The sequence below is a fragment of the Salipiger sp. PrR003 genome (genome assembly GCF_010500785.1).
Taxonomy (GTDB): Bacteria; Pseudomonadota; Alphaproteobacteria; order Rhodobacterales; family Rhodobacteraceae; genus Salipiger; species Salipiger pacificus_A.
Genome location: NZ_JAAGOV010000033.1, coordinates 25,261 through 44,287, shown reverse-complemented (window position 1 = coordinate 44,287; position 19,027 = coordinate 25,261). Strand labels below are relative to the sequence as shown.

At 68.0% G+C, this 19,027-nt stretch carries 15 protein-coding genes and 1 pseudogene; 5 read left to right on the top strand and 11 right to left on the bottom strand.

Annotation, left to right across the window (positions count from 1 at the left end; translation table 11 throughout):
* Positions 1 to 2: 2 nt before the first annotated feature.
* Genes G0D83_RS09335 through G0D83_RS09325 form a run of 3 tightly spaced genes read right to left on the bottom strand, consistent with a single transcriptional unit; the run spans position 3 to position 3,563 of the window.
* Complete coding sequence (locus G0D83_RS09335; protein ID WP_164192477.1) at positions 3 to 1,649, bottom strand: ABC transporter ATP-binding protein; 1,647 nt, start codon at positions 1,647 to 1,649, stop codon at positions 3 to 5.
* Between the two features lies 1 nt (position 1,650).
* Positions 1,651 to 2,535, bottom strand: coding sequence for an ABC transporter permease (locus G0D83_RS09330; protein WP_164192474.1), 885 nt, complete (start codon positions 2,533 to 2,535; stop codon positions 1,651 to 1,653).
* Entirely contained in the window at positions 2,535 to 3,563 is a 1,029-nt protein-coding gene (locus tag G0D83_RS09325) for an ABC transporter permease (RefSeq protein WP_164192470.1), read from the bottom strand. The genes G0D83_RS09330 and G0D83_RS09325 overlap by 1 nt, the downstream gene beginning before the upstream one ends.
* A 142-nt stretch (positions 3,564 to 3,705) precedes the next feature.
* Between G0D83_RS09325 and G0D83_RS09320 the strand changes: the two genes are divergently transcribed.
* A complete protein-coding gene (locus G0D83_RS09320; protein WP_203594955.1) occupies positions 3,706 to 6,048 on the top strand; it encodes a response regulator transcription factor in 2,343 nt (780 codons plus the stop codon).
* 219 nt (positions 6,049 to 6,267) lie between these two features.
* Here G0D83_RS09320 and G0D83_RS32480 read toward each other — a convergent pair whose 3' ends face one another.
* The 5 genes and pseudogenes from G0D83_RS32480 to G0D83_RS32115 all read right to left on the bottom strand — a co-directional run.
* The gene (locus tag G0D83_RS32480; protein WP_164192464.1) at positions 6,268 to 6,447 is read right to left on the bottom strand and encodes an integrase core domain-containing protein; all 180 of its coding nucleotides are present in this window, start codon (positions 6,445 to 6,447) and stop codon (positions 6,268 to 6,270) included.
* A gap of 135 nt (positions 6,448 to 6,582) precedes the next feature.
* Entirely contained in the window at positions 6,583 to 7,839 is a 1,257-nt protein-coding gene (locus G0D83_RS09310) for an O-antigen ligase family protein (protein WP_164192461.1), read from the bottom strand.
* 23 nt (positions 7,840 to 7,862) lie between these two features.
* Positions 7,863 to 9,329 carry a hypothetical protein gene (locus tag G0D83_RS09305; protein WP_235939912.1) on the bottom strand — a complete coding sequence of 489 codons (1,467 nt, stop codon included), beginning with the start codon at positions 9,327 to 9,329 and terminating at the stop codon, positions 7,863 to 7,865.
* A gap of 143 nt (positions 9,330 to 9,472) precedes the next feature.
* The gene (locus G0D83_RS32120) at positions 9,473 to 10,039 is read right to left on the bottom strand and encodes a response regulator transcription factor (protein WP_370457213.1); all 567 of its coding nucleotides are present in this window, start codon (positions 10,037 to 10,039) and stop codon (positions 9,473 to 9,475) included.
* Positions 10,040 to 10,285: 246 nt separating this feature from the next.
* Positions 10,286 to 10,708 (bottom strand): annotated as a pseudogene (locus G0D83_RS32115) (polysaccharide biosynthesis/export family protein); the annotation flags it as partial.
* 254 nt (positions 10,709 to 10,962) lie between these two features.
* On the opposite strand from G0D83_RS32115, the gene G0D83_RS09295 reads away from it, so the two are divergent.
* Genes G0D83_RS09295 through G0D83_RS09280 form a run of 4 tightly spaced genes read left to right on the top strand, consistent with a single transcriptional unit; the run spans position 10,963 to position 15,294 of the window.
* On the top strand, positions 10,963 to 12,213 hold the full coding sequence (locus G0D83_RS09295; RefSeq protein WP_164192458.1) for an oligosaccharide flippase family protein: 1,251 nt from the start codon (positions 10,963 to 10,965) through the stop codon (positions 12,211 to 12,213).
* Between the two features lie 3 nt (positions 12,214 to 12,216).
* Complete coding sequence (locus G0D83_RS09290; RefSeq protein WP_164192454.1) at positions 12,217 to 13,137, top strand: glycosyltransferase family 2 protein; 921 nt, start codon at positions 12,217 to 12,219, stop codon at positions 13,135 to 13,137.
* Positions 13,138 to 13,160: 23 nt separating this feature from the next.
* Positions 13,161 to 14,168, top strand: coding sequence for a glycosyltransferase family 2 protein (locus G0D83_RS09285; RefSeq protein ID WP_164192450.1), 1,008 nt, complete (start codon positions 13,161 to 13,163; stop codon positions 14,166 to 14,168).
* 46 nt (positions 14,169 to 14,214) lie between these two features.
* Positions 14,215 to 15,294 carry a glycosyltransferase family 4 protein gene (locus G0D83_RS09280; RefSeq protein WP_164192446.1) on the top strand — a complete coding sequence of 360 codons (1,080 nt, stop codon included), beginning with the start codon at positions 14,215 to 14,217 and terminating at the stop codon, positions 15,292 to 15,294.
* Positions 15,295 to 15,590: 296 nt separating this feature from the next.
* On the opposite strand, the gene G0D83_RS09275 is transcribed toward G0D83_RS09280, so the two are convergent.
* From G0D83_RS09275 to G0D83_RS09265, 3 genes are read right to left on the bottom strand one after another with little or no spacing between them, the layout of a single operon-like run.
* The gene (locus G0D83_RS09275; protein WP_164192443.1) at positions 15,591 to 16,634 is read right to left on the bottom strand and encodes a glycosyltransferase family 4 protein; all 1,044 of its coding nucleotides are present in this window, start codon (positions 16,632 to 16,634) and stop codon (positions 15,591 to 15,593) included.
* Positions 16,631 to 18,226 (bottom strand): ABC transporter permease, encoded by a 1,596-nt coding sequence (locus G0D83_RS09270; RefSeq protein ID WP_235939911.1) that lies wholly within the window; start codon positions 18,224 to 18,226, stop codon positions 16,631 to 16,633. The genes G0D83_RS09275 and G0D83_RS09270 overlap by 4 nt, the downstream gene beginning before the upstream one ends.
* The gene (locus G0D83_RS09265; RefSeq protein ID WP_164192440.1) at positions 18,223 to 19,026 is read right to left on the bottom strand and encodes an ABC transporter ATP-binding protein; all 804 of its coding nucleotides are present in this window, start codon (positions 19,024 to 19,026) and stop codon (positions 18,223 to 18,225) included. The genes G0D83_RS09270 and G0D83_RS09265 overlap by 4 nt, the downstream gene beginning before the upstream one ends.
* Position 19,027 lies beyond the last annotated feature (1 nt).

Here is a 19,027-nt window from a genome sequence, read left to right as displayed (position 1 = left end):
CATCAATCAGTGGTTTTGACCAGAAAGGCTGCGCGCTCTTCCGGGCTCACCGCGGGCTTTTGGCGTTCCTCATCGTCGGTAACGACCGGGATCGCCGCGATCAGCGCGCGGGTATAGGGATGTTTCGGGTCGGCGAAGACCTCGGGCGTCGTGCCTTCCTCGACGATTTCGCCGCGCAGCATGATCGCGAGGCGCGAACAGAAATTGCGCATCAGCGACAGGTCGTGCGAGATCATGAAGTAGGTCAGACCCAACTCTTCGCGCAGTTGCAGCAACAGCTCGATGACGGTCTTCTGCACCGACACGTCGAGCGCCGCCGTCGGCTCGTCGAGGATCAGCACCTTGGGCTCGGCGGCCAGCGCACGGGCGATGGCAACGCGCTGTTTCTGCCCGCCCGACAGCTCATGCGGATACTTCGCGAGGTAGGACACCGGCAGGCGCACCAGCTCCATCAGCTCGGCCATGCGCGCGTCGCGCGCCGCGCCTGACAGCCCGGCGTATTTCAGCGGAAGCCCGAGGCTCTGCTTCACCGTCCGCTTGGGGTTCAGCGAGGTGCCGGGGTTCTGGTAGACGATCTGCGCCAGCGGGCGGCCGGGGTTCGGCGTGCCGTCCACGGAGACGCTGCCGAAGGTGGGGCGCGACAGCCCCATCATCATCCGCGCCACGGTGGTCTTGCCTGAGCCCGATTCCCCCGCGAGGCCGAAGATCTCGCCCTCGCGCAGGGTGATCGTCACGTCCTTCACCGCGGTGAAGCGCTTGCTCTGGCGGCCGAACTGCTTGCCGAGCCCGGTCGCGCTGACGATGGGCGCCTGCGCGCTGATCTGCTGGGTCTGCACCCGAGGGCCATAGAGTGGCGGCACGGCGTCGAGCAGCCCGATGGTGTAGGGGTGTTCGGGCGCCGAGAGGATCTTCGCGCAGGGCCCGGCTTCGACGATATCGCCATGGCGCATGACCACAACGCGGTCGGCCACCTTGCGGACCACCCCGAGGTTGTGGGTGATCATCAGCAGCGCCATGCCTTCCTCAGCCACCAGAGTATTGATCAGGTTGAGGATCTCGTCCTGCGTGGTGACGTCAAGAGCGGTGCCCGGTTCGTCGGCGATCAGCAGCTTCGGCTGGTGCAGCAGCGCGAGGCCGATCAGCACACGCTGGCGCATGCCGCCCGAGAGTTCCGACGGATAGGCGTTCATCACCCGGTCCGGATCGGCCAGCTGTACGCGGCGCAGCACGGCGGCGATGCGGGCCCGCCGGTCGGCGCGGCTCGATTTCACCCCCTCGCGGCTGTCGGCGAAGCGCAGCACGTCGTCGAGGTGGGTGCCGATCTTGAACACCGGATTGAACGACGACAGCGGGTCCTGCATGATCAGCGAGAAGGCCGACCCTTTCAGGGCATCGCGCTCGCCGCGCGGCAGCTCGAGCACGTTGCGCCCCTCGACCTCGATGCGGCCGGCGCTCACCGTCGCATTGCGCGGCAGCGTGCCGAGGATCGCCTTGGCGGTGACCGACTTGCCCGAGCCGGTCTCGCCGATCAGCGCAACGCGCTCGCCCGCGCCGACGGTGAGGGAGATGTCGCGGAGCACCTGACGGGTCTGGCCGTAGGAGGTGAACAGGACGTCGAGTCCCTCGACTTTCAGAAGTGCGTCGCTCATCTCAGCCCTCCATATCGAACATGTCGCGCAGACCGTCGCCCAGAAGGTTGAAGCCGAGCGTGACGTAGAGAATGACCGCCCCCGGGCAAAGCACCTCCCACCAGAAGTCGGGCATGAACTGCCGCCCGTCGGCGACCATCGAGCCGAGGTCCGGGGTCGGGGGTTTCACGCCGAAACCGAGAAAGCTCAGCGTCGCGCCGAAGAGGATCACGAAGGCCGCGTCCAGCGTCGTCTTGACCGAGATCACCGACACGCAGTTGGGCAGGATCTCGCGGAAGAGGATGTGCATCGGGCCGGCCCCTGCGATGCGTGCGGCCTCGATGAAGTCCTCGGACGCCACCGATTTCGACACCGCGTAGATCAGCCGTGCATGCCACGTCCACCACAGCAGGGTGATCGCGATCATCGCGTTCATCAGCGTGGGCTCGAGCAGGTTCGACACGGCCAGCGCCATCACCAGCGGCGGCATCGCCAGCATGACGTTGGTCAGCCCGGTGATGATCCGCTCGGTCCAGCCGCCGAAATAGCCCGCGGCGAGGCCGAGCACCGTGCCGATCGGCACCGAGATCCCGAGCACGCCGATGACCAGCAAGAGCGAGATGCGCAGACCGAAGACGGCGCGCGAGAAGATGTCACGCCCGACCTTGTCGGTACCGAACCAATGCGTCGCATCCGGCGGCAGGTGGCGCGCGCGGAAGTTCACCACGGCGCCCACGTCCTCTGGCTTTGGAGTGATATAGGGCGCGAGGATCGCGAAGATCACCGCCGAGAGCACGATCAGGCTGCCGATCACCGCCGCGGGATTGCGGCTGAAGCGGTACCACATCATGTAGCTTGCGCTCAGGTCCTTGTTCGCTCCGTCCAGAGCCATCTTAACCTCGGCCATCAGCGGGCCTCCTTTCGGCGCATGCGGGGATCGATGATGGCGATCAGCACATCGACGATCAGGTTGGCGACGATGAAGAACAGGCCTGACACCAGCACGACTGCTGTGACCGCGTTCAGGTCCTTCTGGAGGATCGCGTTGAGCCCGTAGGAGGCGAAGCCGCCCCAGGAGAAGACCATCTCGATGACGAAAGCGTTGCCGATCAGCGAGGCGAACTCGAGCCCCATGATGGTCAGCGGCGCGATCGACGAGAGCTTCAGCAGGTAGCGGAAGATGATCACCCGTTCCGGCACGCCGAAACTCTGCAGCGTGAGCACGTGATCCTTGCGGCGGTTCTCGAGCATCGCCGAGCGGGTGATGCGGGTGATCTGACCGATCCCGGCCATCGACAGGGCGACGGCGGGCAGCGCAAGGTGTTGCAGCGCCGAGACGAAGACGTCCATCCGCCCGGCGAGCAGCGAATCCACCAGCATCAGCCCGGTCGGCCCGCCGGCAAAGCCGAGGCTGTGATCCATCCGCCCGATGATCGGCCAGTCCCCGAAGTAGCGCGCGGCCAGAAGCTGGAGCGAAATGGCGAAGAGAAAGCTCGGAATGGTCACGCCGACGAGCGAGAACAGCCGCCCGACGTGGTCGACCCAGCGATCGCGGAAATGGGCGGTCATGACGCCGAGCGGAATGGCCACGGCGAACATGATGATGACCGCCACCAGCACCAGCTCGACCGTCGCCGGAACCGTCTGGCCAAGGTCCACCGTCACCGGCCGCTGCGACAGCAGCGACATGCCCAGATCGCCCTGCAGGGCGCGCGTCATGTAGGAGACGTATTGCACCGGCAGGGAGTCATCGAGCCCCATCTCGGTGCGCAGGGCGCTGACCTGTTCCGGCGTGGCGGTGGGGCCCAGTGCCATGCGGGCAGGGTCGCCCGGCACCACCCGGGCCAGAACGAAAATCATGATCGAGAGCACGACCATCACCAGCACGAAAGTGCCGAGTCGGGTCAGGATCGCTAAGAACGGGTTTTGCTGCATCAGCCGGAAACCTCCCGGTTGGTCTCTTTCGGCGGACTATTCTGCAGCGTCGAGGGTTCGACAATTTGGGTCTGGTATGGGTTTTAATAAAATTGGTATAGGTTTATGAATGTTTCTCCATCCCTCCCCGCCCGCAAGAATCTTGCGCAAATCGCTGATCGAGCGCGTCCTGAGCGATCAGACCGGCACGATTTTCCTGCGCGCGCCCGCCGGCGCCGGGAAATCGGTCTTGATGCGCGACGCAGCGGACCAGATGGGGGCCTCGGTCTGCGTGCTGCATACCCCGCGCGAAAGCGATGTGCAGAACGGCTGGCTGTTCTGGGATGTGCCGAGCTCGGCGCGCACCGCGCGCTTGCCGGCTCAGGTGGCGGAGAGCGTCGAGCACCTGGTGATCGCGCACCGTCCCAGCCAGAAGATCACCGGCCTTGCTCGGCGGCTCCTGCACGGCGGCACACAGACGCTTGATGCGCGCGCGCTGAGCTTCAGCGCCGCAGAGATTGGCACCCGCCTGCCCGCGGCCCTGACGCGGCGGCTTCTGGAAAGCTACGCCGGCTGGCCGGCGTTTCTGCCGCTCGCGGCGACGCCTGACCCGGACCTGGCCGCGGCCTACGTCGGCGAGACCTTCCTCGCGCAGCTCTCTCCCGCGCCCACGACCCGGTTGTCGATCTGGCTCGAAGACCCGACCCCGGGCCCCGACGACGACTGGTGCGACGCGCTGCCGCCCTTCCTTCTCAGCGCTCCCGACGCCCAATCCGCCCTGACCGAGGCCCTGCGCAGGGCCGTGGCCGCGCGGATCGAAACCTTCTCCAACTCCGGCTCGGTCGCCGAGGTCGCCACCGCCCTCGAGGCCGCCAACCGCCCGCTCGCCGCCATGGCGCTGCTGCTCGACCACGGGCACGAGGCCCATGCTGCGCAGATCCTTGCGCATTCCCGCGGGCTCGAACTGATCTACGAGTCAAACCTCGACGAGTTCAGCCGGATCGTCCTGCGCTTCTCTCCGGAAGTCGTTGCGACCAACGAGACGGTGCTCTTCGCGATCACCCGCACCTTGATGAAACAGGGCGAGTTCCAGCGCGTCCGGCAGCTGGTCGCCAAGCACCTTGGCTCGGACTATCTCGACCCGCTCAAGGTGCTGTCACGCGGGACGCGGTTCTCCTTCGCGGCGCGCCGCTTTCGCCTGAACATGATGATCAGCGAGGACATGACGCCCTCCGACGCGATGCTGCAACGGCTCGGCGAGTTCATGGCCGACTACCCGGTGGGCGACGATCAGAAATGGGCGGCGTTCTACAACGCTCTGCTGGAATTCGAGATCCGGCGCCGGAACTTCCGCGAGGCCGAGGCCGCCGCCGCCCGCGCGCTGATCTACTTCCGCAAGATCGGGGGCCATCCGCTGCTCGAGTTCTTCATCCATCTGCACCTGACCGTGCTGCACCTGACGAACGGCGACGTCCGGCTGGCCCGCCCCGCCGCGCGCATCGCGCGAGATAAGTTGCAATCCGTCACGCATCCGGTCGAACAGGAATTCCGGATGCTGCATCTTGCGGAGGCGGCGCTGGCCTACGAGGAGGGCCAGCCCCAGAAACTCGTGACCTTTGTCGAGCAGGAGTTCGACGTCTTCGCGCGTGCCGAAATCTGGCCGAGCCTGTTCCATTTCGCGATCCATTATGCGTCGCAGGCGGTGATGGACCACTACCCCGCCAGCATCCGGCCCGGGTTCCTCGACGGTCTGTGGCTGCACCTTGCCGAGCGGATGGACCTGCTGCAGGCCGTCCAGATCCGCACCGCCGCCGCCTATCAGAACGAGGGCCGCATCGGCGAAGCGGCCGCCACGCTGCAGAGCCTGCGCGCCACGCAGAGTGTCCCGACCGAGGAGATGACCCCGGTTTGGCTGGCGCAGCTCAACGACCGCAACGCCATCGCGCTGGCTATGGCCCGCCTGCGCTGCCTCGTCGAGGACCCCGCGCCCGGTCCTGACATCGACCGCCAACTCGCTGCGCTCGAGAGCAACCCGAAAGCAACCTTGCGGGAAACCGTCGCGCTGAAGATCTGGCGTGCCCACCTTGCCCACAAGCGCCGCGACACCGCCGGCGCTCGGAGCCAGCTGCAGGCCGCGCTTCTGTCGGCCTCCCGGCTGGGCTGTTTCGGCGTGCTTTCCGAGCAGCGGATCTTCCTTGCGCCGCTGCTGCGCGAGGCGCGCATTCGCCAGCATCTCGAAACCGCACCGGACATACGCGCAACCCTGTCGAAATACGCCGCGTCCATCTCGACGCCCAAGGCCAAGGCGCGCGCCGGGGGGCTGACCGAACGCGAGGCCCAGCTCTTGCAGCTGATTGCCGGGGGCTACCCCAACAAGCGCATCTCGCAAGCGTTGAATATCGCGCAGCCGACCGTGAAGTTTCACCTGTCCCGGCTTTACGCGAAGCTCGGAGCGAAGAAACGAAGCGAAGCTATCCAGGCGGCCAATGCACTTGGGTGGCTGTGATCGGGCAAGCGCGTTTTGGCGCCTCTGCGCGCAGCCTGCGGGCGCGTCATTGGTATCGTAACCCGCACCAACCTGATCGGCGGATCAGGCGTTCCGAGCGGGGTGACGATGACGTAGGAGACAACTCGAAGCTTGAATTCTTCCATCATTCTTGACGATGCACTGAGGTGGACCCCATTTCCCGGACAGGTTTGCGGCGCTGCTGAGCTTGGCTGGTGATCATGCTGCCGCCTTGGGGCCGGGGCCCTGATGGGCCTCAACCGGTGTTCTGCCTTCAAGTGCCGAATGCGGGCGCTCGGTGTTGTAGAAGGTCATCCACTTGCCGATGCCTGCAAGGATCGCCCCAAGCGCCACCTTCGCCTTGAACGCGGCGCCGTAAGTCTTTCGTTTGCCAGCCACGCTGTTCTTCCTCGTCATCGTTGGCGGCAAGCTTAGCAGGGTGTCCGGTTTTCGGGGACACCCTCATCCAATCGAAGACCCCGCCGACGCAGCGAAGATTATGCTTGCCAACGAGGGGGCATCCACAGACGCGCATCAAGGCGCGCGCGCATCCGCCATCTCGCGAAGATGCACGCCAAGCATCAAGAGCGCCGGCCAGAACATATAGGCCTCGATCTCGAGGTTCTCTCCGAAAGAGAGCAGGATCAGCGTCATCAGAATACCCAGCGGGAGGCGACCGCGCGGATGGCGGGTTGCGTCAGCGACGACGACCACGAGATGTGCCACCAGCGGCACGAAAAGCGCGCCGAAACCCACCAGCCCCTTTACGAAGAGCAAACCGAACCAGGTGTGATGGCTGCCGATGGGCATGTATTCGACGAGATGCGGGCCCGGCTGCACGGTCCCGTGCCCAAACCATGGCGCCTCTTCCCGCCACCGCTCGAAGGCGATGCGTTGCAGAGCCTCGCGCACCCGTGTGCTGTCGGCACGAGCGCCCTTAAAGGCCGCGACGCTCGCCTGGGCGCTCGTGAGGAGCCATGTGCCCAACACCGCAAGAGATGCAGTGGCGCCAGAGAGCGCCAGCCAAGCCGCACTGCGCAGAACCTGCGGCAGCATGCGGGGCCCGATCGTGCAGGCCACCAGCCCGACGAGACCCATCCGCGATTTCGAGGCGAGGATCGTGAGCAGGCCGGCCCCGACCCCCGCCGCCATCCAGCCACGATGCCTTTCCTCGAGCGCAAAGAGCACCATGACCACGCCAAGCAGTGCCGCGAAGGGAGACCAAGGGAGATAGAACTGCCAGCGCGGTGTCCATGAGGCGGGATCATAGGTGAAGAAATAGACCGAAAAATACTCTGGCCCCGGCCCTCCGATGGCTTTCAGCGGTGAGGTGAAGATGCGTTCGGGCATACCTATGTAAGGCGCGGCGAGCAGCACCGGCGCGAGCACCAGCGTCCAAAAACCGATGGCGCATTGTCCGCGGATCAAGACTTCGCGGCGGATCGGCAGCACGGCGCCCGCCAGGATGAAGAGCGCAACCAGCGCCCAGCCCTTGGCCCAGCCGATCGAGGACTTGATGGTCTGCTTGAGACCCAGCCCCCAGCCCAGGTGCCCGCCCCAGAGCGCGACCAGCATGACCAGCATGCCCGCGAGCCAGAGCCAGACCAAAGCCGGAACCGGCCCCGTTGCGCGCAGATCAGGGCGGATCGCCGGTCCCAAGTAGAGTGCCAGCACCGCCATGCCTGCGAAGGTCCAGCCCAGCACCGGACCGACCACGTAGAGCGCGCCCATCCCGTAGAACACCCATGTCATCACCATGACGCGCCAGGCCAGGGCCTCGGGCGGTGACATGGCGTCGGGCCGGCCCCGCCCGGTCACGGCGCACCGAGGGGACGGGCGAGGATGCGCCCGATCAGCGGACGGCGGATCCAGGCGAGGAACAACCCCAAGAGCAGCATCATAGTCGCCGCCCCCCCGGCCGCGAGCGCCAACTTGCGATTGGGCGAGGTCGGCCGGTCTGGCAACGAGGGGTTCTCCAGGACCTGCACCAGCGGGTAGGAGGCGTAGATGTCGGCCTTGCTGGATTGGCTGCGCGCGATGGCCGAGGCGAAAACCGCTTCGGCCACCGAGAAGTCGCGCTGCATGTCCTCGAGCCGCGCCGCGACGGGTGCCAGCTTGTTCAGACGCGCGGTCTCGGCATCGAGGCGGCGCGCCACCGTATCGCGTTCGGAGAGCAGACCCTCGCGCGCGGCCTCTTCGCGGACAAGCTCCGCGAGCAGCTCGGCCCGCGCTCCGGGCTGCGCGAGATCGAGCGCCGCCACCGCGTCAGCCGAGAGGCCGGTCAGGGCCATGGCGCGCGTGCGGGCCATGGTCCGCGCCGCGTCGAGCGCCGCGCGCGCGGCGGTCACCTCGGGGTGGCGCAGGCCATATCGAGCCCCCGCCTGCGCCAGCGCCGCGGTGTGCAATGCGATTTCGTCCAGCAAAGCCGTGTAGTCGGCATCGGCGTAGAGCTTGATGCTGACCGCTGCTTGCTCGGGCGCGATGCCCAGGCTGCGTGAGAGCGCGGCAACAGCTTCCGTCTTCTGCGCGACGTTCGAGGCGAGCCCGGCCAGATCTGAACGCAGATCGTCCGCCGCGGCGACGAGCCGATCGTATTGCGCCGAGGACACCAAGCCGGTTTCAGCCTGGAGCGCAGCGATGGTCTGCCGTGTGTCGGCGACCGAGCCGCGATAGTCCTCGATGGCCGACAGCGCCCCGGCCTCGCGCACCGACAGCTCGTCAACGCGCAGCGCGTCAACCTCGGTGAAGAACGCTTGGCGCAGCGCCTCGGTGCGGTCACGGGCGTCTTCGGGGGTGGGACCCTTCATCTGCACCCGGATCAGCCCGGTTTGGTCCACAAGTTCGACCTTTGGCCGCCCGATGGCTCGCGGCTCTTCTCCCAGCGTGGTCGCCGCGGCATCGACGATGCGGTCGGCGCTGAGCAGGCGCTTGTAGGTTTCGGTCGGGCTGATCGCGTTCGAGGAGAATGCCGAATTGGCGTAGGAAGACGCCTGCCCGATATCGGCGAGGTTCAGCGACGCCGCTGCGCCGGAGCCGGGCAGGATCAGCGACATCTCGGAGCTGAAGCTGAGCGGCGCCTTCCTGAGGTAGGTTGTGATCGGGCCCCAGATCGCCACCGCCCCCAGCGACGCGAGGATCAGGTAGCGCGGCAGGCGGACGAGGTCGCTCGGCCGTCCGCCGCCGAAGATCCGCCCCAGCGAGAGCTCGCGCGGTGGCGTGCGCAGCAGGCCGGGGATCGGGGCGTGTCGGCGGGCGGACCCGCTGGCGGTGATGTCGGACATGGAAGCTCTCCTACATCCGACAGTCTATCGCGCCCTCCCCTCCGGGGTCCCCTGCGCCGCCGGATAGCAGAGCACCGTGAGGGCGAGGCCGGCTGGCTGATGGCATCGCCCCACTATCCGAAGGGATCGCGACGCAGGACCCCTCAGGCGAGACCGACCTCCCGCGCGATCAGCGCGGCCTGGGTGCGGTTCGACGCGCCGATCTTGCGATAGAGCGTCTTCACGTGGAGCTTGATGGTCGGCTCCTGCAGGTCGAGGTCTCGGGCGATCTCCTTGTTCGACTTGCCTTCGGTCAGACCTTTGGCGACCTGCTGCTCGCGGCGCGACAGCTTCTCGGCCAGCGGGTGGAGTTCCCGCGTTTCGGGACCGCTCATGAACTCGAGGGGCGCGTAGACCTCGCCCATGGCCATGAATCGCACCGCGTTCACCAGCCGTCGCGCGGTCAGCGTCTTGGGGATGAAGCCGCAGGCTCCCATTGCCAGCGCCTTCTCCGCGACCTCGCGCCGGGCCTCACCAGAGATCAGCGCCACCCGGGGCTGCTCCGGGCGGGCAAGCAGGCGCTCGAGGCCGGACAGGCCGGCCATCTGCGGCATGTTGAAATCCAACAGGACGAGATCGAACGGTCCGTCCTGGCGGCTCGGCACGCGGATTTCGTCCCCGGTGACGAGCATCACGTCGACCACGTTCTCGCCCTCGAAGACACCGCGCATGTCGAGCTTGTAGAGCTGCCCGCCGCGCCGCAGTTCAATCGCCGAGATATCGGCATCGGGCCGCACGCCACCGGCGGCGCGCAGCGCGGCGGAAAGGTTGCGCGCCTCGGTCGAGGCACCCATGGCACTGATCCGCACGCCGTCGCGTTGGTCCGCCCCGAGTGCGCCGACCTCGATCCGGTGCGGCTCGAACACCGCGCCGGAGACGCCGACGCTGACCGGGGCGAGATCGAGAACCCTGACAGAGATGCGCGGCCTGTCGCCGTAGAATTCCTCGGCGATGAGAGCGGCGGCGAGACGGTCCTCGATTTCGTCGACGGTGCGACCCTGCGCCGGGATCGCGTCGAGGAAGGGCAGCCGGATCGTGCCGTCGCGCGACACCTCGTAGGAGCCGTTGAAGGTCTCGTCCTGCTCGACCCTAATGTCGAGAAGATCGCCCCGCGTGAGCCGCTCGCCACGCAGCGAGGCCGCGGCGAGGCCGCTGCCCTTGCCGTCGCCTCCGCCGAGCGGGGCGCGGCACGACTGGGCATTGATCGCCGGGGAGCGGAGGAACTGGGCGTTGGCGCGACTGACCTCGGGCTCGCGCCACTGCGCCTGGTAATCGCGGCCCTCTGCCACCAATCCAAGATTGTCGGGCCTGTCGTAGCTGGCGCAGCCACTTGCCGCCATGAGCGCGAGAATCGAGGCTGCCTTTAGACTTGGCTGGAACACGCAAACTCTCCGTCGGAACTAAGGGGCCGGTAAGGTCCAATTCCAGTGTTAGGCAATCTCGTCGGGCGGATCCACGTTCCCGCTAGGGTTGACGCCATATCCCATCGGATTGCCGGCTGTCCGTGGGCAGCATGCAACTGTCCGCCCGCGCAGGCGACGCCGCGGCCCGCCATGCGGCAAGTTCGTGGAACCAGATACCAAAGGTTCCGCCAATGCCCTTGCCCCATGCCCTTCTCGCGCTCACCGGAGTTCCGCTCGTGCGGAACCTGCTGTCCTACGGCGCGTCGGAAGTTGCGGCGAAGGCCTCGCGCCTGCTGGTCGTCATCGCCGTGTCGCGCACCATGGAGGCTGAGGCCATCGGCCTCGCAGCGGCGGCGCTCGCGGCGGCGGATATCCTCAAGGCGCTGACCGAGAACGGCGTGGGGCAGCGCATCATCGCCGCCCCCGAACACCGGCTTGAAGCCACCTGCGAGACCGCGCGGAGGATTTTCACGCTCTGGTGCGCCGGGCTTTTCGGGCTGCAGCTGCTGGTCGCCGGTCTGGTCGTTGCGCTTGGCGGCAGCGTCTTTGTCGGTGGCCTGATCGCGCTGCTGGCGCTCGAGTACCTCTTCATGCCCGCCGGGCTCGTGCAGGCGGCCCTGGCCATGCGCGAGGGCAAGATGCGGCAGACCGCCGCCATCGCCGGCGGACAGGTGGTGGGTGCAAACCTCATGGCGGCGCTGCTCGCGCTCTTCTGGCCCGGCGCGCTGGCACTGGTGCTGCCGCGCATCCTCGCCGCGCCGATCTGGCTGGTCTGCATGCGCCGCCTTCGGCCCTGGAGAGCGGCGCAGAGCACCATAGGCGCGCCAATCTCCGAGTTCAGCCGCTTCGGGGCCGCAGTTCTGGGCATCGAGATCGTCAAGGCCCTGCGCATGCAGGCCGACAAGCTGCTCATCGGCCTTCTTATGGGGCCCGAGATGCTCGGCCTCTACTTCCTCGCCTTCAATGCCGGGCTCGGCCTTGCCTCGTCTTTTTCGGTGGCGCTTTCGGTGGTGATCTTCCCGCATCTCTGCCGCGCCACGGACCGGGCCGAGGCGCTGCGTCAGGGCATCCTGCTGAGCCTTGCGGTGATCGCCCCGGCCGTGGCGCTGCAGGCCGCACTGGCCCCCGTCTACGTGCCGCTGCTCTTTGGAGCCGGGTGGGAAGGCATCGCCGAGGTGGTGAGCATCCTGTGCCTTGCGGCCATCCCGATGAGCCTCTGGTCGGGCGCCGCCGGCTGGCTGCGCGCCGAGGGGCGCACCGGCGAGGAGCTGCGCGCGACCATGCTGCTCACCGGCGCGCTGCTTCTGAACACGGTCGTCATGTCGCCTTTCGGCCTGACCGCGCTGGCCTGGGGCTATCTCGCCACCGCCTGCCTCACCATGGGTGCGGCGTCCCTTCCCGCCCTCGTTGCCGGCTTCGGCCCGCGCCCCCAAAGGAGCTGACCCATGCCCCGCTTCTCGATCATCGTGCCCTGCTATCAGGCCGCCAAGACCATTGACGACACGCTCGCCAGCCTGCGCGCGCAGACGGTGACCGACTGGGAGGCGCTCTGCGTCGACGATGGATCCACCGATGCGACCTACGCGCTGCTGCGTACCGCCGCCGCGACGGACCCGCGTATCCGCGTGTTGGAGAACCCGGGCAAGGGCCCGTCGGACGCCCGCAACCATGGGGCCGCGCAAGCATCCGGCGAACTCCTCGCCTTCTGCGACGCCGACGACCTCTGGGCAGCGGACAAGCTGGCCGCGCTGGAGGCCGCCTTTGCCGACCCGGCCTGCGACGGCGCCTTCGGCAGGGTCTCCTTCTTCGAGCGCCGGGCGGAGGATGCGCGCTCGGTCTCCAGCGTTCCCTCCGCGCCGCTGAGCATCCCGATGCTCCTGGGCGAGAACCCGGTCTGCACGATGTCCAACATCGCGCTTCGGGCAAGGGTGTTTGCCCAGAGCGGGGGACTGCGCCGCGAGATGGTCCACAACGAGGATCTCGACTGGCTGATCCGTCTCGTGGGCATCGGCGCGCGGATCGACCCCATCGACAGGGTCCTCGTACACTATCGGGTCTCGCGAAGCGGGCTCTCTGCCGACATCGAGCGCATGCGCGCGGGCCGGGCCATGGCGCTGGACAGCGCGGCACGCTTCGGCTTCCAGCCGGACGCGCAGGCCGAGGCGGTGCATCTGCGCTACCTCGCGCGCCGGGCGCTGCGCGTCGGTCTTGGTGGCACCACCGCGCTCGGCCTCGCGCTGCGGGGTCTCGCGCTTGCCCCGGCCCGCTTCCTGACCCCGATGCACCGCGGCTGCGGCACGCTCGCCGGTGCCTTGATCGCGCCCGCCCTGCCCGCGCCGATGCGCCGCGCCCTGTTTTCACGCTGAGACATACTCCGAGGAGCCGTTCCATGTCCCATGTTCGCCACGCCCCGCTCGCCCCGATTGCCTCTGTCGTCGTGCCCGCCTTCAACGCCGCGGCGACGCTGGAGCAGACGCTCGCAAGCCTCAGGCTGCAGACCTGCCAAGGGCTCGAGATCATCGTGGTGGACGATGGCTCGACCGACGACACGCCGATGATCGCCCAGGCTGTCCGCCGGCAGGACCCGCGCGTGCGGATCGTGAGCCAGGCGAACCGAGGCCTCGCCGGAGCGCGCAACAGCGGCATCGCCGCAGCCCGCGCAGACTATATCGGCTTTTGCGATGCCGATGACCAATGGGCCCCCGGCAAGCTCGCCGCGCATGTCGCGCATCTGGAGGCGAACCCGCTCGTCGGCCTTTCGTTCAGCGGCTCGCAGCTCATGGACGAGACCGGCGCGCTCATGCGGCGTGCCCAGAAGCCGCGGCTGACAGGCATCGGCGCGGCGCATGTGTTCAAGCGCAATCCAATCGGCAACGGCTCCGTGCCCGTGTTTCGTCGCACCGCGCTCGAGGATATCGCCTGGCGCCCCGAGGGTGAGCAGCAGCGCGACTGGGTCTTTGACGAGACCTTCCGGCAGTCCGAGGATATCGAATGCTGGCTGCGCCTCGCGCTGAGCACCGACTGGGAGATAGAGGGTATCCCCGGCCTTCTGACACGCTACCGGATCACTTCGGGCGGTCTGAGCGCGGCGACCGACCGCCAGTTCGCGGCCTGGGAGCGTATGGTCGAGAAGCTGACACCGCTCGATCCGCAGTTTTTTGGCCGCCATGCACCCGCCGCGCGCGCCTACCAGCTTCGCTACCTCGCGCGGCGGGCGGTCAGCGACGGACGCGGCGCCGAGGCGCGGAGGCTGCTGCGCCGCGCGCTCGCAAGTTCCCCCCGGCCGTTGATCGAGGAACCGATCCGCTCGTGTGTCACCCTCGTCGCGGCGACTTTGGTCGACCGACCGCTGGGGCGCGCCCTGCACCGGATGGCCACGCGGCCTGCCCCGGCCTGATGCCCTTGGCGCGAGATCCCCACGAAAACACCAAGGAGCCAGCCCGATGACCTTCTTCAGACCCCCTGCCCCGAGCGCGTCCCTTGATCGGAAGCGCGTGATCCACCTCGTCGACGACACCACGCCCGGCGGCGTCATGCGGTATCTCGATTTCCTGAAAAGCGATGCTGCGCTCGCCGAGGCGGCGGAGCATATCCTGCGCCCGGTCAGTCGCGGCGAGATCGGTCGGCTGTCGCTGGACGCCGAGGTCATCGTCTCGCACCTCTCGGTGAACTGGCGGGCCTTGCCCAGCCTCATTGCGCTGCGCGCCCGCCACGCCTCGGCACGGATGATCCATGTCGAACACAGCTACACCGCGGCTTTCACCGCGCTGAATGTGCCCAGTCGGGCGCGTTTCTTCACGCTCCTGCGAAGCGCCTACGCTCTTTTCGACAAAGTGGTGGCGGTGAGTGCCGCGCAGGGCGAATGGCTGCGCGCGCGTGGCCTCGTGCCATGGGACAGGCTCGAGATCATTCGCCCGGCTGTCGACCTCTCGGACTTTGCCTCTCTGCCGGCACCCCGCGCGCGGCCGCGCGTGATCGGTGCCTTCGGACGCCTCGACCGCCAGAAAGGTCTCGACACGCTGATCTTGGCCTTTCGCAAAATCCCCGGGCAAGACAAGACCCTGCGCCTCTATGGCGCCGGCGCCGATCTCGCCATGCTGAAATCGCTCGCGGCCGGGGATGCGCGCATCGAGTTCCCTGGCCATGTCGCGGTTCCGGCTCTGGCGATGGCCGAAGTCGATGTGGTGGCGATGCCGTCCCGCTGGGAGGCCTATGGCATCGCCGCACTCGAAGCGCGTGTTGCCGGACGCCCCCTGGTCGCCACGAGCATCGATGGATTGCGCGACCACGCTGGCCCCGGGGTCACACTGGTTCGGCCGGGCGCCGTGGACGAACTTTCGCAAGCGCTTCTAGAAAATGCGACCTCCAGCCAGACCTCTGATGAGCGCATCGCTCTCGCCGCCCTCGCAGAAACTGCAACGCGCGATGGCTGGCGCCGTCTGATCATGGAAGGTACCTGCTTGACCAGTGCTCGATTTGCCGAAGCTGAGATACCCTCGTTCGCCCGGGCAGCCGTGAATTGAGGCCCCCTTCGAGGCAATGGACCCTTGGGACCTTTGAGCATGTGATCGGGTGCGGTCATGCAGCCGGCCTCAGGGGTGCGGACTTCTGTTCGCGCACCGAGGCCGGCGAATATGCCGTGCTTGAATGGGTGGACTGACTCAACAACCGCCACCTGCTGGAGCTGAGCGGGAACGTCCCGCCAGCGTGAGCAGAGGCAGACTTCCACGCCGCTCAGGAACTTGAAGGCATCGCTGCGCAACAAGACGACATCAGCCTTCGGCATACTCGGAGCGGTTCACACGGCACAGTCCCGGTTTCAGCAGTGGAGGCCGTCCAAGACGAGGCCCATAACCGCCGCGGTGTCTTTCCACCGCGGCAGCTTCTGGCCCAGCACGCGGGAGCGACGGGCAAGTTCGTCCCGCGCCGCTTGGGACAGGAGCAGGGTCCGCAGGTGTCCGGCGAAGGCCGCGGGATCATCCGGGGCGGCCAGCAGCGCCGCCTGCCCGACGGTGCCGGGCACCGCGCCGGTGGCGCAGCTCACGATCGGCAACCCGTGACAGAGCGCTTCGGCGAGCGCCATGCCATATCCCTCGTAGCGGGTCGCGAGGGCGAAGATGCGCGCTTTGCGGTAGGCCTCGGCCAGCGCCGCGTCGGGCAGTTCTCCGGTCAGCGCGACCCGATTTCCAAGCCCGTGCTCAGCGATCAGAAGGGCCAGCTCGTCGGCAACCTCCGCATCATGTATTTTGCCAACGATCGAGGCCGTCCACTCCAGATCGGCGACGCGCGCAAGTGCGCGGATCAGTACGTCATGCCCCTTGCGCCGCGCCAGCAGGCCGACGGAGAGAATGCGCGGGCCCGCCTCGACGCGCAACAGATCGCGCGGCCCGTCATGTCCGGGCAGCGCCACGGTGATCCGCGCGGGGTCAGCGCCAAGACCGATGTATGTCTGTCGCGTGTGCGGGCTGGTGACGACGATCTCGGCTGCAAGCGAGAGGTTCGTTCTTTCCTGCGCCAGAAGATGCTGCGCAATATCCGCAGCCAGCCCCTGCTCCATCCCCATGGGATGATGCAGCATGGCCACCACGGGGCAGGTCAGACGGGCCAGCGCCTCGGCGCGCATCGCCGCGAAGACCAACCCGTCGAGGATGAGAGGCTGATCCGGCGGCAGGGCCTCCAGCACTTCCGACACCTCGCGGCGCAGCGCCGCGCTCTGTTCCGCCGCCGCCGCCCCTGCGGGCAGCGCGATGTGTGTCACGTGCCGGCCCACCGCCTGCAGTTCTTCCAACAGGCGGCGCTCGTAGATGAAGCCGCCGGTCTTCTGGCGGTGGTCGCCGGGGATTGCAAAGGCGCAGGGTCTCATCGAACAAGCTGCTCCGCGCTGGTACGGGCCAGAACCGCGCGCTCTAGTGCGGCCACCAGCGCATGGGCCAGCACCGCTGCCAGCCCGACGAGGGCGATGGCGCTCCAGAGCATGCCGTAATCCGAGGTCGAGGCCACCGTCGCCATGAGCGCGCCAATGCCGCGCCCCGTGGCCAGCCACTCGGCGGTGGTGACGGCGAGGATGGCGGCGGGGATGGCCATGCGCGCCGAGGCAAAGAAGGCTGGCAGCATGGCGGGAAGCTGCGCGCCAAGCAGCCGGCGCAGCGGGCTGGCGGCATAGACGTCGAAAAGGTCGAGCACCGCGCGGGGCGTGCGGGCGAGACCGTGCTGGCAGGCGATCAGCGTGGGAAAAAAGATCATCACCGCGACCACGGTGATGGTGCCCGCCGTGCCGCGCCCGAACGCCCAGACGATCAGCGGCCCCGTGGCGATGATCGGGATTGAGCGCAGCGCGATCGACAGCGGAAGCACCACCCGCGCGAGGCGCGGCAGAAGCGTCAGCAGCAGGGCCAGCCCCGCGCCCAGCCCCAGTCCCGCCAGATAGCCCGGCCCGGCCAGCGCCAGCGTCTCTCCGAGCGCCCCGAAGAGGCGCGCGCGCTGCGCCCCGGCACTGGCACCAGTGACCAGGTAGCTCCAGACATCCTCGGGGCGTTTTGCAAAGAAGCGCGGCACGCCGAAAAGCTCCATGCTGCCCTTCCAGATCAGCAGCGTCACGCCAAGCGCCAGCAGCGCCTGCGCGGGTGCGTCCCAAACTCGCCGGCCGCGCGCGACGGGCGGTGCCATGAGCACCTCGGGCGGGGCAAGGTCGAGACGTCGGCCAAGCGCGCCGACCGCCGCGAAGGCCAGCATGGAGACACCGGCCGCGATCACCGCGATGGCCCATGTCGCAGGTAGGTCGAGCGCCCGCAACGCCCGCACTGTCAGCACGCCAAGCCCGCGCTCGGCGCCGGTGAACTCGCCGACCATCGCCCCGAGAAAGGCCGCCGGGGCGGCGATCTGCAGACCGGCAACGAGGTAGGGCAGCGCCGCGGGCAGCCGGACTTCGCGCAGCGCGGTCATTCGTCCGCGTCCGTAGCTGCGCAGCAGGTCGAACCAGCCCTGCGGCGCGGCGCGCAGCCCCACCAGGACAGGCAGAAAGGTGGTGTAATAGACTGCCAGGGCCGCCAGCGTTACCTGCGGGCCGCTGCCCGGCCCGTAGAGCACGCGCAGGATCGGCCCCGTGGCCACGAGCGGCAGGCAAAAGACCAGCAGCGCCAACGTCGAAAGAAGCCTTTCGCCGCGCGGCACCAGCACCGCCAGCAGCGCCAGCAGCACCCCGGCGAGATTGCCCCAGAAGAACCCGAGCGCCGCCGAGGCCAACGTGGTGCCCAGTGCCCGCCAGAGCAGCCCGGCGTTGTTGGCCGCATAGGCGACGATCTGGCTCGGTGCCGCGATGATGAAACTGCCCGCGGTTGCGCGGGCGGCGCCCTCCCAGATCAGCAGGACCAGCAGCAGGCCGAGCCCGGGCGGCAGCGGACGCGCCCGGCGCAGAGCGGTGCGGCCGCCGCGCAGGGCTCCTCGGCCTTCGCTCATTGCGCCGCGACACTTTCGGGGTATTGGTGGTCGCGCAACGCATCCGTCACCTGCGTGCAGAGCGCGCGAAACTCTCCCGAGGCAAGTGCTTCTGGACCGCGCGGCCGCGGCAGGCGCACCGGGATGTCTGCGGCGACGCGCGCCGGGCGCGGGGTCAGCACGATCACCCGGTCCGACAGGCGCACCGCCTCGGCCACCGAATGGGTCACCAGGACCGACGTCGCGCCACGCGCTTCCCAGAGCGGCGGCAACTCGGCGTTGAGCCGGTCGCGGGTCAGCGCATCCACCGCCGCGAAAGGCTCGTCGAGCAGCAGCAGTTCGGGTTCTCCGGCCAGGGCGCGGGCGATGGCGGCGCGCTGGCGCATGCCGCCCGACAGTTCCGCCGGGCGGCGGCGCTCGAAGCCAGACAGCCCGACCAGCGTGATGAGCTCGGCGATCATCTCGGGGTCGCGCGGTTTGCGCGCCAAGGCCCGCCCCAACGCAATATTGCTCTCGACCGTGCGCCATGGCAGGAGCGCCGCATCCTGAAAGGCGACGGCCAGACCGGCACGTTGGCGCAGCTCGTGGGGGCTCTCTGCACCGATGGTGATCCGTCCCTCGGATGGCCGCTCGAGCCCCGCGATCAGCCGCAGCAGCGTCGACTTCCCGCACCCCGAGGGCCCCACGAGCGCGGTCATTTGCCCGCCGTCGAGAACGAGATCGACCTGCGCCACCGCCTCGACCGGTCGGCCCGCCCCCGCAAAGCTCTTGGCCACCCCGACAAGATGGATATCGGGGAAGCCCTCGGGAGACTGGCTCATT

Excerpts from the sequence above, each read along its gene's own strand:
- G0D83_RS09285 (WP_164192450.1), top strand. The coding sequence starts at position 13,161 with ATGTCCCATGTTCGCCACGCCCCGCTCGCCCCGATTGCCTCTGTCGTC.
- G0D83_RS09330 (WP_164192474.1), bottom strand. The coding sequence starts at position 2,535 with ATGGCCGAGGTTAAGATGGCTCTGGACGGAGCGAACAAGGACCTGAGC.
- G0D83_RS09335 (WP_164192477.1), bottom strand. The coding sequence starts at position 1,649 with ATGAGCGACGCACTTCTGAAAGTCGAGGGACTCGACGTCCTGTTCACC.
- G0D83_RS09295 (WP_164192458.1), top strand. The coding sequence starts at position 10,963 with ATGCCCTTGCCCCATGCCCTTCTCGCGCTCACCGGAGTTCCGCTCGTG.
- G0D83_RS09280 (WP_164192446.1), top strand. The coding sequence starts at position 14,215 with ATGACCTTCTTCAGACCCCCTGCCCCGAGCGCGTCCCTTGATCGGAAG.
- G0D83_RS09310 (WP_164192461.1), bottom strand. The coding sequence starts at position 7,839 with ATGTCACCGCCCGAGGCCCTGGCCTGGCGCGTCATGGTGATGACATGG.
- G0D83_RS09270 (WP_235939911.1), bottom strand. The coding sequence starts at position 18,226 with ATGAGCGAAGGCCGAGGAGCCCTGCGCGGCGGCCGCACCGCTCTGCGC.
- G0D83_RS09275 (WP_164192443.1), bottom strand. The coding sequence starts at position 16,634 with ATGAGACCCTGCGCCTTTGCAATCCCCGGCGACCACCGCCAGAAGACC.
- G0D83_RS09305 (WP_235939912.1), bottom strand. The coding sequence starts at position 9,329 with ATGTCCGACATCACCGCCAGCGGGTCCGCCCGCCGACACGCCCCGATC.
- G0D83_RS09325 (WP_164192470.1), bottom strand. The coding sequence starts at position 3,563 with ATGCAGCAAAACCCGTTCTTAGCGATCCTGACCCGACTCGGCACTTTC.
- G0D83_RS32120 (WP_370457213.1), bottom strand. The coding sequence starts at position 10,039 with ATGCGCGGTGTCTTCGAGGGCGAGAACGTGGTCGACGTGATGCTCGTC.
- G0D83_RS09265 (WP_164192440.1), bottom strand. The coding sequence starts at position 19,026 with ATGAGCCAGTCTCCCGAGGGCTTCCCCGATATCCATCTTGTCGGGGTG.
- G0D83_RS09290 (WP_164192454.1), top strand. The coding sequence starts at position 12,217 with ATGCCCCGCTTCTCGATCATCGTGCCCTGCTATCAGGCCGCCAAGACC.